Here is a 14172-nt window from a genome sequence, read left to right on the forward strand (position 1 = left end):
TGCCTCAGATTACGGAAACAAAGGGCGCACTCTAACCGCAGTGCTCTATCGGGCGCCAGCCATGACGCTGTATATCCACGCGATTATTCACAATGCTCAAACCCTCGTCGCGCAGGCGGGCCCGTTGCTCATCACCGGACGCACTGCCTGCTGGCAGACTGAGACGTCCTCCTGCCGCCAGCACCCGGTGCCATGGCAAGCGGGTGCCTTCAGGCAGTTGCGAGAGTGTGCGCCCCACCCAGCGCGCAGCGCGGCCCAGACCGGCCAGCTCAGCCAGTTGACCATAGGTCACGACATGTCCGGGAGGCACCATCATCAAGGTGGAATACAGCGCCACGCGACGAATTTGCGCGGGTGTTTGGGGGGCTTCGTCGGCTGTTCTGATCTGGGGATTCTTCTCGTTCATGGCTGGAAGACATTTCTGTCAATTGGACTAATGAAGGAACTACAACACAAGCGACCGGTCTTTCTTGGTCAGAGGCATATCCATCTGGATAATGCCGGCATTCTTTCGCAAATCCGAGTTTCCCATCTGCTTATGCTGTCCAGAATTCTGTTATGCCTTGCTGTCTTGAGTGTGTCTACGCCTTTGTTTGCCGATACGGTCTGGTTGAAAAACGGTGACCGCCTGACCGGCAAGATCCGGGTCTTCGATGGCGGCAAGTTACTCATCCAGACGGAGTATGCCGGGTCTGTGCCGATTGACTGGCGACAGGTCAAGACGCTGGAAAGCGACCAGGAACTACTGGTCAAGCAAGATGCATACACTGGCGAGAAGGCCAAGTCGCTGCAGGCCGCTGAAGAGGGTAAAGTGATTTTGGCCAACGGCGAAGCGCCGAAGACGGTGGAGCTGGCGAGCATTCAGCAGATTCTCAAGCCCAAGCCGCTCATCGAAGACTTGACCTGGAAAGGCAACGTTGATGTCGCTCTGGACTACAAGCGTGCAGATAAAGACACCGATGATTACGACATTGATTTCAAGACCACGGCTCGCCACGGGGCCTGGCGTCATAACGCCGAAGGCGAATACAACCGTGAGTTCCAGGACGATGTGGTGACCACCGACAATTGGAGCGCCGAATATGCCCTGGACCACTTTATTGACGAGAAGTGGTACTGGCAGGGTCGACTGACCTATAAGCGCGACAAGGTGGAAGACATTTCCCGCCAGCGCACCGTGGGTACCGGCCCGGGTTACCAGTTTTGGGATGATGAATTGGGCGCATTCTCGCTGGGCTCATTGCTGAACCGCACTGATTACCAGTATTCAGATGGCCAGAAAGACAACTTTTACTCGCTTGCCATGAAGTGGGACTACAACCGCTTCCTGCTGGGCAAGACGGTATCCCTCTTTACCAATGGCGAAGTCGGTAAACCGCTGGGCAACGCTGCGGATTACAGCCTCGATGCCGAAATCGGTTTGCGCTACAAAGTGACTGAATGGGCTTCGCTCAACCTGAAGGCTGAAAAAGACCTGATTGGCAGTGGCAATGTCAGCGATGGCAACCTCAACAAAACCCGCTATACCGCAGGCTTTGGGGTGAGTTGGTAATCACCGCTGCATCGTCAGCACGCTCGTCCCTGCAGAAATAGCGGCATCCTGCAGGTGTAAGCGTGTTCGCGCCATGTGTCGGGAGGAATCAGATCCGCAAGCCACCGTCCAGTTCAAGAATCCGCCCGCTGTAGTAGTCATTCTCAAGAATGTAAGCGGCGGAGTGGGCGATTTCTTCGACTTTACCCATGCGCTTGAGTGGGATGCCCGAGGTCATTTTCTCAAGGGCTTCGGGTTTCATGCCCAGGGTCATTTCAGTCTCGATGAACCCGGGAGCGATCCCGGCAACACGAATGCCGTAGCGCGCCAGTTCTTTGGCCCAGGTCACGGTCGCGGCGGCTACACCAGCCTTGGCTGCCGAGTAGTTGGTTTGCCCGACATTGCCTGCACGGGAAATCGACGAGATATTGATAATCGCGCCCTGATTGTTGAGCTCGACCATTTTTGCCGCCACCTCACGGGTGCACAGGAAAACACCGGTCAGGTTGACGTCGATCACCGCCTGCCATTGTGCCAGGCTCATTTTGCTCATCACGCCATCCTTGACCTTCAACAGCAGGCCGTCGCGCAAGATGCCGGCGTTGTTGATCAGGCCATGGATTGCACCGAAATCTTCGGCAACCCGGGTCACGGTGTGGATGACTTGCTCTTCATCTGCCACATTGCACAGATAGGCGCGCGCCTCGACACCTTTGGCCTGGCAAGCGGCCACGGCCAGTTCGAGTTTTTCAGGGTTCAGGTCCACCAGTGCCAGTTTGGCGCCTTTGTCGGCCAGATACTCGGCCATGGCGCGACCTAGTCCCTGGCAACCGCCCGTGATAATGATTACTTTGTCTTTTAGTTGCATGTCAGTCCTCGGTAGCAATTCATCAGAGTGATTCCTTACCAGACCTTTGATCGGCACCGGATGAGAGGTCGCCTTTCATGCAGCCAGCCCTGAACTTGTCCGTTTCGACGGGTTTTTTATAAGGAGTCATAAGTTGAGCGTTGAAGCTTCCAAGCATGCCCGAGAATTACTGCTCAAGGAATACCGGGGCGCCTTGTCCACGCACTCCAAGGCCATGCCCGGCTTTCCGTTCGGCTCGGTCGTACCTTATTGCCTGGACGAAGAAGGTCGGCCACTGATCCTCATCAGCCGCATTGCCCAGCACACGCACAACTTGCGCAAGGACCCCAAGTGCTCGCTCATGGTAGGGGAGCGCGGGGCTGAGGATATTCAAGCCGTTGGCCGTCTGACTTACCTCGCCGAAGCCGAGCAGCTGAGTGATCCTGCGGCCATCGATGCAGCGGCCTTGCGTTACTACCGCTATTTCCCGGAGTCGCAGAGTTATCACAGTGCCCATGATTTCGATTTTTGGGTGCTGAAACCGGTCCGACATCGCTATATCGGTGGTTTTGGTGCCATCCACTGGCTGGACCAGATAACGCTGTCCAACCCATTTGCCGGTCAGGCTGAACTGAGAATGATCGAACACATGAACGCCGACCATGCCGAGGCCATCGCTCATTACGTCAAGCTTGCGGGGTTGCCGCAAACAGCCCCGGCGCGCCTGGTGGGCATCGACAGCGAAGGTATGCATTTACGCATTGGTGACAGCCTGTTCTGGCTGGGCTTCCAGGCGCCGTGCAACACCCCGGCACAAGCCCGCGAAGCGCTGGTTTTTCTGGCTCGAGCTGATGAGTGGCCTAAAAAACAGCCCGCCTGACCTTGAATTTAGCGTCAGGCGCCGTCATCTAAGACGGGTTGGAAGATATTCTTCCGGAGAGGAATCATTTGATGCGCGCTTTTCTATTGCTCTTTCTGTTGTTTCCAGTGCTAGAGCTGTACGTTTTTTTCAAGGTCAGCACCGCTATCGGGTTTTTCCCGGCGTTGCTGCTGATCATTGCCGGATCCATGCTGGGTATTCTGGTGGTTCGTCTTGCCGGTCTGGCCACGGCCCTGAGCGCCCGTGCCAGTCTCAATCGCGGAGAACTGCCAGCCCAGCAAATGCTTGAAGGCCTGATGCTGGCCCTGGGTGGCGGCTTGTTGGTACTTCCGGGCTTCATCAGTGATGTGGCCGGCCTGTTGCTGCTGCTCCCGCCGGTGCGCCGCTTTCTGGTCAACCGTCTGCGCAAGCGCGCAGAAGAGCAAGCCATTCGCCAGCGTGCTTTCGCTGACGAATTTCAAGCCCAGGCGCGTCCAGGCACCCATCAGCCCGTTGGCCGTGAACCCAATGTGATTGAAGGTGAGTTCGAGCATCGCGACAAGTAAGGCACTTCATCACTCCAGCACGGCGCCTCAGGGGGCCGTGTTTGTTTTTCAAATGCTGCAAATCGCTAAAAAAATTCGTGGGTATGCCCTTGTAATAGGTGGATACGCCCTTATGTAACGGACACCGCAGGGTTTTGCTGGAAACAGCAGTCACCCTTCAGCGAATCGCACCCGGCATTTCCGGAACTGCAAACCCAGCCGGTATTGACACCGGCCGATGAACACCACAATTAGGAGAGATCGACAATGAAGCTTCGTCCTCTGCATGACCGCGTCGTAATCCGTCGCAGCGAAGAAGAAAAGAAAACCGCTGGCGGTATCGTTCTGCCTGGTTCGGCTGCTGAAAAAGCCAACAGCGGTGAAGTCATTGCCGTTGGTACCGGTCGCGTTCTGGACAACGGTGAAGTGCGTGCACTGGCCGTTAAAGTGGGTGACAAGGTTGTGTTCGGTCCTTACTCCGGCAGCAACACTGTGAAAGTCGACGGCGAAGACCTGCTGGTTATGGCTGAGAACGAGATTCTCGCTGTTATCGAAGGCTGATTACCCGCTCATTTTCCCGTTACTACAAAGTATTTAAGGAAGAACGAACATGGCTGCTAAAGAAGTTAAATTCGGCGACTCCGCCCGTAAAAAAATGCTCGCCGGTGTAAACGTCCTGGCTGACGCGGTTAAAGCGACCCTGGGCCCTAAAGGCCGTAACGTGATCATCGAGAAGAGCTTCGGCGCTCCGACCATCACCAAGGACGGCGTTTCCGTCGCTAAAGAAATCGAACTGGAAGACCGTTTCGAAAACATGGGCGCGCAGCTGGTCAAAGACGTTGCCTCCCGTGCCAACGATGACGCAGGCGACGGTACTACCACCGCCACCGTTCTGGCTCAGGCAATCGTCAACGAAGGCTACAAAGCCGTCGCTGCCGGCATGAACCCGATGGACCTCAAGCGCGGCATCGACAAGGCGACCATCGCCATTGTTGCTGAGCTGAAAAACTTGTCCAAGCCATGCGCTGACACCAAGGCTATCGCTCAGGTAGGCACCATCTCCGCCAACTCCGACAGCTCCATCGGCGACATCATTGCCGAAGCCATGGAAAAAGTCGGCAAGGAAGGCGTGATCACCGTTGAAGAAGGCACTGGCCTGGAAAACGAACTGTCGGTTGTAGAAGGCATGCAGTTCGACCGTGGCTACCTGTCCCCGTACTTCGTCAACAAGCCGGACACCATGGTTGCCGAGCTGGATAGCCCGCTGATCCTGCTGGTCGACAAAAAGATCTCCAACATCCGCGAAATGCTGCCAGTACTGGAAGCCGTTGCAAAAGCCGGCCGCCCACTGCTGATCGTTTCCGAAGACGTTGAAGGCGAAGCCCTGGCGACCCTGGTTGTGAACAACATGCGTGGCATCGTTAAAGTCGCAGCCGTCAAGGCTCCAGGCTTCGGCGACCGTCGCAAGGCCATGCTGCAGGACATCGCTGTATTGACCGGCGGTACCGTTATCTCTGAAGAGATCGGCCTGAGCCTTGAAAGCGCCACCCTGGAAAACCTGGGCAGTGCCAAGCGCGTGACCATCTCCAAAGAAAACACCATCATCGTTGACGGTGCTGGCGTAGAACAGGATATCCAGGCTCGCATCACCCAGATCCGTGCCCAGGTTGCCGAAACTTCGTCCGACTACGACCGTGAAAAACTGCAAGAGCGTCTGGCCAAACTGTCCGGCGGCGTTGCAGTGATCAAGGTTGGCGCTGGTTCCGAAGTTGAAATGAAAGAGAAGAAAGCCCGCGTTGAAGACGCTCTGCACGCAACCCGTGCAGCCGTTGAAGAAGGCGTGGTACCTGGCGGTGGCGTTGCGCTGATCCGTGCTCTGGAAGCGCTGACAGGTCTGACTGGTGACAACGCTGACCAGAACGTCGGTATCGCTGTACTGCGTCGTGCTGTTGAAGCACCGCTGCGCCAGATCGCTGCCAACTCCGGTGACGAGCCAAGCGTTGTGGTCAACGAAGTCAAGAACGGCAAAGGTAACTACGGTTACAACGCTGCGACTGGCATCTACGGCGACATGATCGAAATGGGCATCCTGGACCCTACCAAGGTGACTCGTTCCGCGTTGCAGGCAGCAGCTTCCATCGGTGGCCTGATCCTGACCACCGAAGCTGCAATTGCTGACAAGCCGAAGGCTGAAGGCTCTGCTGGCGGCGGCATGCCAGACATGGGCGGCATGGGTGGTATGGGCGGCATGATGTAAGCCAGCCTTACCCCTGTACCAAAAGCCCCGCACGGGTAACCGTGCGGGGCTTTTTTGTGGCTGTTTTGCAGAACGATCGGCCGGTCCGGATCGCGGGTGAGCGCTCTGCAATCCCGGGCGTGCGCAACTGCAAGGGTAGAGGGTAAGCCCGTGGGGAAATCAGTATGCGTAGACTATTGTCTGTGGAGAATGAAGTTCGAGTGAAAAAACCGTTAAATCCCCGAAGACCGCAACTAAGTTGTGTAAGCGCCTTGCGATGCTGGCTCTCAGCGGATCTTCGCTCTAAGCTGCGCGGGCCAAGACGGCCGTAACTGTGTACGGAGAAAATGCCCATGCGAATTCTACTGGTTGAAGATAACCGCGACATCCTGGCCAACCTGGCGGATTACCTGGGAATGAAAGGCTATACCGTTGACTGTGCGCAGGATGGTTTGTCTGGCCTGCACCTGGCTGCCACAGAGCATTACGACTTGATCGTGCTCGACATCATGTTGCCCGGTATCGATGGCTACACCTTGTGCAAACGTCTGCGCGAAGATGCCCGCCGTGATACCCCGGTGATCATGCTGACTGCCCGTGATCAGTTGGACGATCGCCTGCAAGGCTTCAAGTCCGGAGCGGATGACTACCTGCTCAAACCCTTTGCCCTGTCGGAACTGGCGGCGCGTATTGAGGCGGTATTGCGTCGGGCCCAGGGTGGAGGGCGCCGCGAGCTGCAGGTGGCCGATCTGAAATATGACCTCGACACACTCGAAGTCTCGCGTGAAGGCCGGACGCTCAAGCTCAACCCGGTCGGGTTGAAATTGTTGGCCGTGCTGATGCAAAAGAGCCCGCACGTATTACGTCGTGAGGTGCTGGAGGAAGCGCTGTGGGGCGATGATTGCCCTGACAGCGACAGCCTGCGCAGCCACGTACACCAATTACGTCAAGTGATAGACAAACCGTTCGACAAGCCGCTCCTGCAAACGGTACATGGTGTCGGCTATCGCCTCGCTGAGTTGCGCGATGGAGTTTAAGCAAAGTCTTGCCCAGCGGATCATCATCGCCTTTGCGCTGATGAGTGCGCTGGTGGCAGGCACATTCGCCATGGGCATTGTTGCCACCGTGCACCTGGTCGAGGAAAAACTTATCTCGGCAGGATTGGGGGGTGATCTGCAGCGTCTTTTGATGATGGACAGCGTGACCGACTGGAATCATCGTCCAGAGCCGGATCAACTGTTTTACTTCAGTGGCGGACGCGGTGATTTTGCCCTGCCCAAAGACTTGCGCCATCTGGACCCGGGTTTTCACGAGGTGTTCAGGGACCAGCTGTCGTACCACGCGATGGTGGAAGTGGTAGATGGAAGGCGCTATGTGTTGCTGCAGGACCAAAGCGATTTTGAAGAGCGCGAGCGCGTGCTGTTTGCAGTGGTACTGGTCGGCTTCGTTCTGGCGCTTGCGCTGGCGGTCTGTCTGGGCTGGCTGTTGGCGCGCCGAGTGATGGCGCCGGTAGTGCGCCTGGCGCGTCAGGTGCGTCATCGTGATCAGTTACTGGGGCTGGCACCACCATTGGCGCCTGACTACGCGGCAGATGAAGTCGGGGAACTGGCTGTGGCGTTCGATGCCACACTGGGCCGCTTGCGTGAAACGCTGACCCGGGAGCGGCTGTTTACCAGCGATGTCAGTCATGAGCTGCGTACACCCTTGATGGTGCTGGCGAGCTCTTGTGAATTGTTGCTGGAGAGTCCTTCTCTGGATCAGCGCAGTCGCTCGCAAGTGGAGCGTATTTCCCGCGCCTGCGAGGAAATGCGCGAACTGGTGCAGACATTCCTGATGCTGGCCAGGTCGCAACATGAAGACGCGAACGTTTCGCCGAGCGTGACCCTGACCACCGTGGCTGAAGGCTTGATCAGCCTGTGGCGAGGACCGATAGAGGCCAAAGGCCTGGAGCTGATCTACGACCCGGGTAACCCACTGGACAAGCGTTACAACGCTACGCTCCTGCATGCAGTCATGGGGAATCTGTTGCGTAATGCCCTGCATTACACCGATACCGGTTTTATCCGATTGAGCCTCGAACCCACGGGGTTTGTGGTGGAAGACAGTGGCGTGGGGATTCCTGAAGAAAAACGCCTGGCCATGTTCCAGCCCTTTGTTCGCGGCAGTGAAAAGCGTGGAGAAGGATTAGGCCTGGGTCTGTCACTGGTGCAACGGATCTGTGAAAGCCAGGGGTGGCGGGTTTCGTTGACCACGATGGAACCCAACGGTTGTCGTTTCCACGTCGAACTTGATCCGGCAGGAACCTGAACTGCCACGGCCCGCGCCCTACGGGCCGTATGCCGGTCCTCTTTGCAGTAATTAGTGGCCCTATGCCATTGCTTGCTCCCTGTAAAACCTTGCAACTTTTTCATGGCTCAAGGGACAATTTTTTCACCTGACGATGACCTGATGCTCACGGGCGGTTCCTTAACGTGGCGTCCATATGTATCAGGAGTGCCTGTCATGGGACCGTCAATCAAGCTCAAGTTTTCCGAGAAGTACGATCAGCAGCACGCCACTGAATATCTGTTGAAACATCAGGACGGACTGACTCGTCGCGTTTCGCATGCGCGTGATGTACAGCTGGCGCGTCGTGCCTTGAAGCTGTCAGCAGATCCTCAGGTCGTGCTGGATCTGCCGTGCGGCGCAGGACGGTTTTGGCCGTTGCTGGCTGAAAAGTCCGGGCGGGAGATCATAGGTGCAGACAATTCGGCCTCCATGCTTGAGGTCGCGTCTCTCTCTCAACCCGCAGAGGTGGTCAAACGGGTACGGCGCTTGCAGACGTCTGCTTTCGATATAAATCTGCCAGACAATGCAGTGGACAGTATTTTTTGCATGCGCCTGTTGCACCATATCGGTGATGCAAGCCATCGAATGGCTCTATTGCGGGAGTTTCATCGAGTCAGTCGTGACAGTGTGATTGTGTCTTTGTGGGTCGATGGCAACTTCAAGGCATGGAGACGCAAGCGTCTTGAGCGCCAGAGGGCGGGAGCCCCTGAGCAGTACAGTTACCAAAATCGTTTTGTGTTACCAGCAGCTACAGTGGAGGCGGAGTTTAAAAAGGCCGGCTTCATCATTCAGGATCATTTGGATTTTATCCCGTACTACGCGATGTGGCGGGTTTACGTATTGAGCAAGAGGTAAAGCATGGCCGTTGACTTTGCACAGCATTCCCCATCGGTGACCGAAGATCCGTTCGAGTTCTACTGGAACCAGCAAGGCGAATGGGTGGAGGAACCCAACCAGCGTCGTGGGGGGGAGAGTGGTGTGCAGCGCATTCACGATGCCAATGGGCGGTTGCTCTATGTCAAACGACAGGTCGGGCATATCTACCGCAGCTGGCGTTACCCGCTGGGTCGTCCCACGGTCCTGCGTGAGCGTGATGCCCTCCAGGCATTGCAGCGTCTGGCGGTGGGCGTGCCAGAGTTGGTGTACTGCGGAGCACGGCAAGGTGCAGACAAACAATGGCGGGCATTGCTGGTGACTGCAGCCTTGGACGGTTTTGTCGAAATTGATAATTGGTATGCCGCTGGTGAACGTGAACGTCACGGTGAAACTGTACATGACCGTGTGCTTGAAACCATTGCCCAGACCCTGGCGCAGATGCACCAGGGGCGGTGGCAACATGGCTGCCTGTACCCCAAGCATGTGTTCGTTCGGGTCATCGGTAGCGGTGACACTGCGCAGGTGAATATAGCCCTGCTGGACCTGGAAAAAAGCCGTCAACGTCTCACGCCCTACAAGGCGGCCTCGCACGACCTCAAACAGCTTCGTCGCCATTCGTCGTGGAATGCCAACGACTGGAACAAACTGAACTACTTTTATGAAACGGTGTTTGGCAGCGCCATCAAAGGGTTACGGTGATGAGGCGAGAAATAGCACGAAGTTTGTTTTTGCTGGCAGCTCTGGCCATCGCTTCTGTGGCGATGGCAGCTTGGGAAGAACCCCGATTTGAGGTGTTAAGTTCGGCAACCAGTGGGACGTATTGCCCGTTGCCGCGAATGGCTAAAGTGACGACGGTGGCGCAGCCTGATCATCAGCTGCTGCTGTTTATGTTCGGAATGTCCCAAGGGCTGCGACCGCAGGGCTGATACGCCCTGTAGCCTCTGCCGCAGGCTGCGAAAAGGGCCCGGGGCCTTCGCTCGGGTTGGCATACAGCCTGTCGCAGCCTTCGGCAGCGGCTACAAGCCCCCGGTTCGGCCCTGTTGGCGTTTACATGACGTGCAAATGGTTGTCCCAGAGCCCGGATGGCAAGTCCAGCGGTTTGGCTGTCAGGGGCATCTGGCGACAATCGTAGAAACGGCATCGGCCTTGACCGGATGTGACGACAAAACCTTCTTTCACCGCGCCGACCCCGGCACAGTCCGGCAAGGGTGCATCCAGGCGCAAGGCGCCACTGTCCAGATCCCAGACAAAGAACCGATTGCCTCGCGGAGCGGTGAGTGCGACCAGTCGCAGCTCACTGTGAACCGCGACACTGGCCGTGTAATGACCCATGGCACGCAGTTGTGCCTCATCCACCGGAAACGGTTCGAACGCTTGGCCGGGCCGCTTGATGGCCAGTAATTCGGACAACTCGTGGGCATCGCCCATGAACTGCTGACACGCCACCACAGTGCCATCGCTGGCAATACCCAAGTGCCGAACGCTGTTCATTTGCTGGCTCAGGGTTTCCTTGCTCAGCAGGGTACCATCGCGTTGCATCAGCACCAGGCTGGGTTCCATCGCATTGAGGTTCATCTCGACCCGGCTTTCGGCCTCGGTACGAATACCGCCGTTGGCCACCACCAGCGTCTCGCCGTCCGGCATCCAAGACACCTGATGCGGGCCCACGCCGTGGGTAGGGATTTCGCCGCTGTGGATCAGGCGTTCGCCTTCAAAGCGATAAACCCCCAACAACCCTCGACCCGGGTCGGTGGTGTCGTTTTCAGTGGCATACAGCCATTCACCATCCTTGTGAATCACCGCATGCCCATAGAAATGGCGGTTGGGCCGGGACGTCACGGTTTGCAGCAACTGCCCGTCATCCAGGTTGATCAGGTAGCTTTCGGTGCCGGGGCGCCGGGCCACGAACAGGGCAATAGGCAGTGTCGGATGGTTGATGATGTCATGGCAGCGTTGGCCGACCCGGGTACTGAAGACCCGGGTGCCGTCGAGTCGATAGCCGACGGCATAATGATTACCGTCCACATCGTCACGGGCACTCAAAAGCAGCGGGGCCTGGCCTTTTTGCTTGAACAGCGACCAGCCGCCCAGTGTGACTGCAGTCAGCAGCAAACTGCCGAGCTTAAGTGCTTGCCTGCGCATCATCGAACCTTCCCTCATCAATCGCCGTCGTTGGCGTTAAAGCCCAGCTGGATGCCGAGCGCTTTGGCCAGCTCACCTTCGTGCAGGCGGTGAACCACATTCAGGCTGTCGTAGATGGCGTTCAGGTGGGTGCGACCGGCGTCATCAGCCAGCATCTCGTTGAGCGAGCGCGGGTTGTCGTTGAACAGCTTGATCGATGCCGCGTAGGCCGCATCGATCTTGTCGGCCAGTGGTTTTTGGTCAGACGGCAGCAAGCCGCGCAGGCCTTTGTTGTCGACCCCGAGCCATACGGTCTGGGCTGCAGCGAGGCTGGCTGCCAGGCTTTGCAGTGAGGATTCGCTGCGCCACGCATCGGCCTGGAATGGCTGAGGGATGCCCTTGCTCTGGCGGCCCATTGGGGTGCCGAGCTTTTTCTTCAGGGTGTCCAGTGCCGTCACTTGTACACGCAGCAGGTCAGCGATGGCTTCGTGGGAGTCGGCATAACGCTGGTTCGGGAACTTGCTCATCTGGGCGAGCATGCCATCCGTGTTGTTCCAGCCCGCCAGGATTTCTTCGGCCAGCAGCTTTTGACGCTCGCCGATGGCGGTCAACAGCGGGCAGTAGCGAGCTTTTTGTGCATCGTCAGCGAGATCGATCTTGCTGTCGAACAGAATGTACTCATAGGCCGACAAGCCCTGAACCACTACGCTGGACTTGGCCAGTGCCGCGGCATCGATCTGCGGCTGGGCGATCACCAGTTGCTCAACCTGACGCCCCACAAGGTTCTTTTTGTCCGGCCAGAACTGAACCTGCCAGGAGCGATTGCCCTCAGCCAGCGGCCCGATCAGCAGCGGTTGCAACTCGGCCCAGGCTTTTTGCGCGTGCAAGTAATCAGCCTTGGCAGTTTCGAGTGTTTCCTTGCCCTGACAGAAGGCCAGGGCGCTGACTGCCAATTGGCGATCGGCTTCAACCCAGCGGGTGTAGGTGGGCAAAATCACTTGCTTGGCGATCGCGGCCGACGTCACGGCTTGAGGGTCTTGTGGTGAGCATGCGCCCAAGGCGAGGGCTGCAAGGCTGGTGAACAACAGTTTGGGTCGAAACATGTCGGGGTCCCCGGTGTTGTAAGACGTTAAAGAGAGTTCAGGAACGCCAGCAACGCAGCGCGCTGCTCGGCATTAAAGCGTAAAACCTGCTGCTTGGCCGGCTCGGCCTCGCCGCCGTGCCACAGCACGGCTTCAAGCAGGTTGCGTGCACGGCCATCGTGCAAAAACTGAGTGTGGCCACTGACGGCCCGGGTCAAACCAATGCCCCACAGGGGGGGCGTGCGCCAGTCGCTGCCACTGGCAGCAAACTCGGTGCGGTTGTCGGCCAGGCCTGGCCCCATGTCGTGCAACAGCAGGTCGCTGTAGGGGCGAATGACCTGGTTGGCCAGTTCCGGTTCAGCGGCAGTGGCTGATGTGGTGAATGACGGGGTATGGCACGAGGTGCAGCCGGTCTGATAGAACAGGTTTTTCCCGGCCAGCACCTGCGCAGAGCCCACATCACGTCGAGCCGGGACCGCGAGGTTGCGCGTATAGAATTCAACCAGGCGCAGAATATTGTCGCTGACCTCGGGCTCGCCATCGGGGCCATTGCCGTTGGGGGCCTCGAGGCAGGCGGTTTGGGTCGCAGAGCAATCATCAAACGGCCTGAGGGAGGTGGTCAGCCCCATGTCACCAGAAAACGCGTGAACATTTTGTTGATTGAGGTTCGGTTGGCCTGCTTTCCAGCCAAAACGACCCAAGACCGTTTTTTGCTGAGCGTCATCCCACACCCGGTTAGGGCGTCCGGCGATGCCGTCGCGGTTATTGGCTTTGGCGTTGGCCAAAATCGCCTCGTCAGGAATCGCCTCCAGCAGCCCCAGCCCGATCATCGGCGGCGCAACTCGAGCCGAAACACGGGTGTCGGGATGCATCGGGCCATAGCCCAACTGGGTGATTTTCAGCGTGGGCTTGCGTAATTCGACTTCGGTACCGTCTGTGAAACGCACGGTGACTGCTTCGTAATCGACCCGGACCTTGCCTTCGGGAGCCACGCCGGGCACCGCCATGTCTTGCAGTTGGCCGCCGTAAACGGGCTCGGGCACGATCCCGGCCTGTTCGATCAGCGTGGCATAAGTGGGGTCGTTGGGGATCGACAGACGTACCAGCATCGACACGGCGTTCTTGGCGCCCGGTGCCGGCGGGTGTCCCCGGCCATCTTTGATATGGCAGTTCTGGCAGCCGTTGGTATTGAACAGCGGGCCCAGGCCATCACGGGCGGTGGTGGTGGACGGGGCCATCACCCAAGGGCTGCGAAAGAAACTGTTGCCGACACTGAAATCCAGGCGTCGTGTAGGGGAGAGATTTGCCGACGGCATGGAAAACGCATTGTGATCGCTTTTGCGCACTGTCGCAGCCCCGCCAGAGCGGGCTTCGCCGGGTTCGGGCTGGGTAAAGTGCGGGGCATCATCACAACCGCCAAGGCCAAGGGCCAGTAGCAGCAGAGAGACGCGAAGAGGCAGCGAAGGCATCGAGCGTCCAGTTCCGTGAGCAAAATCGAGGGCGCAAAGTTTAGCAGGGAAGCTGAATTGAAATAAGAGGAATTAGCGTTTGGTTTGGCAGGTAGCTGTTCCGCTTTGTAGCCGCTGAGAGGTACGAGGCTGCGATCGGGTGCGAAGCAGCCTGAGACCGGATCACTGACTATTTCCGATACGCCGAAGCGCTGATTTGCGACCGCTGTGTTCAGCCTTCGTGCCTCGCCAGCGGCTACGCAATGCAGCTTGCCGCCCACAAAAAAGGCGGCCCGAAG

Annotated in this window: 15 protein-coding genes; 10 read left to right on the forward strand and 5 right to left on the reverse strand. The window is 57.7% G+C overall.

The features are described from left to right. Positions 1 to 31: 31 nt before the first annotated feature. Positions 32 to 406 carry an MGMT family protein gene (locus tag DQN55_RS05355; protein ID WP_048377952.1) on the reverse strand — a complete coding sequence of 125 codons (375 nt, stop codon included), beginning with the start codon at positions 404 to 406 and terminating at the stop codon, positions 32 to 34. A gap of 132 nt (positions 407 to 538) precedes the next feature. Here DQN55_RS05355 and DQN55_RS05360 point away from each other — a divergent pair, with 132 nt between their 5' ends. Continuing rightward, positions 539 to 1552, forward strand: a complete 1014-nt coding sequence (locus tag DQN55_RS05360) for a DUF481 domain-containing protein (protein ID WP_048377951.1) — start codon at positions 539 to 541, stop codon at positions 1550 to 1552. Positions 1553 to 1640: 88 nt separating this feature from the next. Here the strand turns inward: DQN55_RS05360 and DQN55_RS05365 are convergent, their stop codons facing one another. Beyond that, positions 1641 to 2399: an SDR family oxidoreductase gene (locus DQN55_RS05365; protein WP_048377950.1), complete on the reverse strand. Its 759-nt coding sequence runs from the start codon at positions 2397 to 2399 to the stop codon at positions 1641 to 1643. A 133-nt stretch (positions 2400 to 2532) separates the two neighbouring features. Here DQN55_RS05365 and DQN55_RS05370 point away from each other — a divergent pair, with 133 nt between their 5' ends. From DQN55_RS05370 to DQN55_RS22370, 9 genes are all read left to right on the forward strand, one after another. Next, a complete protein-coding gene (locus tag DQN55_RS05370) occupies positions 2533 to 3258 on the forward strand; it encodes a HugZ family pyridoxamine 5'-phosphate oxidase (protein WP_048377949.1) in 726 nt (241 codons plus the stop codon). A gap of 71 nt (positions 3259 to 3329) precedes the next feature. After that, positions 3330 to 3803, forward strand: a complete 474-nt coding sequence (locus tag DQN55_RS05375) for an FxsA family protein (protein WP_048377948.1) — start codon at positions 3330 to 3332, stop codon at positions 3801 to 3803. 246 nt (positions 3804 to 4049) lie between these two features. Then, a complete protein-coding gene (locus DQN55_RS05380; protein ID WP_016779794.1) occupies positions 4050 to 4343 on the forward strand; it encodes a co-chaperone GroES in 294 nt (97 codons plus the stop codon). A gap of 49 nt (positions 4344 to 4392) precedes the next feature. Further along, a complete protein-coding gene (gene groL, locus DQN55_RS05385) occupies positions 4393 to 6039 on the forward strand; it encodes a chaperonin GroEL (RefSeq protein WP_048377947.1) in 1647 nt (548 codons plus the stop codon). Between the two features lie 332 nt (positions 6040 to 6371). After that, on the forward strand, positions 6372 to 7055 hold the full coding sequence (gene colR / locus DQN55_RS05390; RefSeq protein ID WP_048377946.1) for a two-component system response regulator ColR: 684 nt from the start codon (positions 6372 to 6374) through the stop codon (positions 7053 to 7055). After that, positions 7045 to 8325, forward strand: coding sequence for a sensor histidine kinase (locus tag DQN55_RS05395; protein ID WP_048377945.1), 1281 nt, complete (start codon positions 7045 to 7047; stop codon positions 8323 to 8325). Before colR ends, DQN55_RS05395 begins: the two co-directional genes overlap by 11 nt. 195 nt (positions 8326 to 8520) lie before the next feature. Next, positions 8521 to 9201 carry a class I SAM-dependent methyltransferase gene (locus DQN55_RS05400; protein ID WP_048377944.1) on the forward strand — a complete coding sequence of 227 codons (681 nt, stop codon included), beginning with the start codon at positions 8521 to 8523 and terminating at the stop codon, positions 9199 to 9201. Between the two features lie 3 nt (positions 9202 to 9204). Next, a complete protein-coding gene (locus DQN55_RS05405; RefSeq protein ID WP_048377943.1) occupies positions 9205 to 9921 on the forward strand; it encodes a lipopolysaccharide kinase InaA family protein in 717 nt (238 codons plus the stop codon). Then, positions 9921 to 10148, forward strand: coding sequence for a hypothetical protein (locus DQN55_RS22370; protein ID WP_048377942.1), 228 nt, complete (start codon positions 9921 to 9923; stop codon positions 10146 to 10148). The genes DQN55_RS05405 and DQN55_RS22370 overlap by 1 nt, the downstream gene beginning before the upstream one ends. A gap of 121 nt (positions 10149 to 10269) precedes the next feature. On the opposite strand, the gene DQN55_RS05415 is transcribed toward DQN55_RS22370, so the two are convergent. From DQN55_RS05415 to DQN55_RS05425, 3 genes are read right to left on the reverse strand one after another with little or no spacing between them, the layout of a single operon-like run. Further along, the gene (locus DQN55_RS05415) at positions 10270 to 11367 is read right to left on the reverse strand and encodes a DUF1513 domain-containing protein (RefSeq protein WP_048377941.1); all 1098 of its coding nucleotides are present in this window, start codon (positions 11365 to 11367) and stop codon (positions 10270 to 10272) included. A gap of 14 nt (positions 11368 to 11381) precedes the next feature. Continuing rightward, positions 11382 to 12446, reverse strand: coding sequence for an imelysin family protein (locus tag DQN55_RS05420; protein ID WP_048377940.1), 1065 nt, complete (start codon positions 12444 to 12446; stop codon positions 11382 to 11384). A gap of 26 nt (positions 12447 to 12472) precedes the next feature. Next, positions 12473 to 13894, reverse strand: coding sequence for a di-heme oxidoreductase family protein (locus DQN55_RS05425; RefSeq protein WP_048377939.1), 1422 nt, complete (start codon positions 13892 to 13894; stop codon positions 12473 to 12475). Positions 13895 to 14172 lie beyond the last annotated feature (278 nt).

Origin of the sequence: Pseudomonas taetrolens, from assembly GCF_900475285.1 — a bacterium.
GTDB classification, from domain to species: Bacteria; Pseudomonadota; Gammaproteobacteria; order Pseudomonadales; family Pseudomonadaceae; genus Aquipseudomonas; species Aquipseudomonas taetrolens.

Excerpts from the sequence above, each read along its gene's own strand:
- DQN55_RS05355 (WP_048377952.1), bottom strand. The coding sequence starts at position 406 with ATGAACGAGAAGAATCCCCAGATCAGAACAGCCGACGAAGCCCCCCAA.
- DQN55_RS05425 (WP_048377939.1), bottom strand. The coding sequence starts at position 13,894 with ATGCCTTCGCTGCCTCTTCGCGTCTCTCTGCTGCTACTGGCCCTTGGC.
- DQN55_RS05395 (WP_048377945.1), top strand. The coding sequence starts at position 7,045 with ATGGAGTTTAAGCAAAGTCTTGCCCAGCGGATCATCATCGCCTTTGCG.
- DQN55_RS05365 (WP_048377950.1), bottom strand. The coding sequence starts at position 2,399 with ATGCAACTAAAAGACAAAGTAATCATTATCACGGGCGGTTGCCAGGGA.
- DQN55_RS05375 (WP_048377948.1), top strand. The coding sequence starts at position 3,330 with ATGCGCGCTTTTCTATTGCTCTTTCTGTTGTTTCCAGTGCTAGAGCTG.
- DQN55_RS05360 (WP_048377951.1), top strand. The coding sequence starts at position 539 with ATGCTGTCCAGAATTCTGTTATGCCTTGCTGTCTTGAGTGTGTCTACG.
- colR (WP_048377946.1), top strand. The coding sequence starts at position 6,372 with ATGCGAATTCTACTGGTTGAAGATAACCGCGACATCCTGGCCAACCTG.
- DQN55_RS05420 (WP_048377940.1), bottom strand. The coding sequence starts at position 12,446 with ATGTTTCGACCCAAACTGTTGTTCACCAGCCTTGCAGCCCTCGCCTTG.
- groL (WP_048377947.1), top strand. The coding sequence starts at position 4,393 with ATGGCTGCTAAAGAAGTTAAATTCGGCGACTCCGCCCGTAAAAAAATG.
- DQN55_RS22370 (WP_048377942.1), top strand. The coding sequence starts at position 9,921 with ATGAGGCGAGAAATAGCACGAAGTTTGTTTTTGCTGGCAGCTCTGGCC.
- DQN55_RS05405 (WP_048377943.1), top strand. The coding sequence starts at position 9,205 with ATGGCCGTTGACTTTGCACAGCATTCCCCATCGGTGACCGAAGATCCG.
- DQN55_RS05400 (WP_048377944.1), top strand. The coding sequence starts at position 8,521 with ATGGGACCGTCAATCAAGCTCAAGTTTTCCGAGAAGTACGATCAGCAG.
- DQN55_RS05415 (WP_048377941.1), bottom strand. The coding sequence starts at position 11,367 with ATGATGCGCAGGCAAGCACTTAAGCTCGGCAGTTTGCTGCTGACTGCA.
- DQN55_RS05380 (WP_016779794.1), top strand. The coding sequence starts at position 4,050 with ATGAAGCTTCGTCCTCTGCATGACCGCGTCGTAATCCGTCGCAGCGAA.